The sequence below is a fragment of the Frankia sp. AgKG'84/4 genome, assembly GCF_023242965.2.
GTDB lineage: Bacteria > Actinomycetota > Actinomycetes > Frankiales > Frankiaceae > Frankia.
On record NZ_JALKFU020001129.1, the window covers coordinates 1 to 1278 of the forward strand.

General features: G+C 76.5%; 1 protein-coding gene. It reads left to right on the forward strand.

What is annotated here, in order from left to right; genetic code table 11:
- A partial coding sequence (locus MXD58_RS27850; protein WP_250611141.1) for an amino acid adenylation domain-containing protein occupies positions 1 to 1278 on the forward strand: 1278 nt, incomplete at both ends.

Genomic DNA, 1278 nt, shown 5'->3' on the forward strand with positions numbered 1-1278 from the left:
GAGCTACGGCGAGCTCGCTGGACGGGCTCGGGCCGTCGCCGCCAGGTTGGTCGCCCGCGGCGTGCGGCCGGGGGATCTGGTCGCCGTCAGCCTGCCCAAGGGCGCCGAGCAGGTCCTCGCCGTGCTCGGCGTGCTCGCGACCGGCGCGGCCTACGTCCCCGTGGGAATCGACCAGCCGCCCGCGCGAGTCGCCCGAATCGCCGCGACCGCCGGTCTCACCGTCGCCATCACCGCCTCGACGCCGGCGGACCGCTGGCCGGACGGCGTCCAGCTCCTGCACCTCGACGAGATCCCCGGCACCACCGGCGACGCTGCGCCCGCCGGTGGTGCCGGCCAGTTCGTGCTCACCGCCGCCGACGACCCCGGCCGGTTGGACGAGGCGGCCTACGTGCTGTTCACCTCCGGCTCCACCGGCGCGCCCAAGGGCGTGGCCGTCGGACACCGCGCGGCGATGAACACCCTCGACGACCTGACCGGGCGCCTCGGCCTCGGCCCGGCCGACCGGACGCTGGCCGTCTCCGCGCTCGACTTCGACCTGTCGGTGTTCGATCTGTTCGCGCCGCTGTCCACCGGCGGCGCCGTGGTGCTCGTCGACGAGGAGTCCCGGCGCGAGGCGCCGCGCTGGGTCGAACTGGTCGCCGGGTGCGGCGTGACGATCCTCAACTGCGTTCCCGCCGTGCTCGACCTGCTGCTGACCACCGCGGCCGGCGAGGGCCAGGGGGGCACCGCGCGGGGGCCGGCGCTCGGCACCAGCCTGCGGGCGGTGCTGCTCGGCGGCGACCGGGTCGGCGTCGACCTGCCCGGCCGGCTCGACGCGGCCGTCCCCGGCTGCCGTTTCCTCGGCCTGGGCGGGACGACCGAGACCGCGATCCACTCCACCGTCTGCGAGGTCCCCGCCGGTACGGCGGTGCCCGCGCACTGGGCGTCGGTGCCGTACGGCACGCCGCTGCGCAACGTCGGGCTGCGGGTCGTCGACGCCCTGGGCCGGGACTGCCCGGACCAGGTCAGCGGCGAACTGTGGATCGGCGGTGCCGGGGTCGCCCTGGGTTATCTCGGCGATCCCGAGCGCACCGCGGACCGGTTCGTCGCCCACGCGGGCGAGCGCTGGTACCGCACCGGCGACGTGGCGCGCTACCTGCCCGACGGGACCATCGAGTTCCTCGGCCGCCGCGACCACCAGATCAAGATCCGTGGCTTCCGGGTCGAGCTGGGCGAGGTCGAGGCGGCGCTGCGCGCGGTGCCGGGCGTGCGGGCGGCCGTCGCAGCGCTGCACGGCGG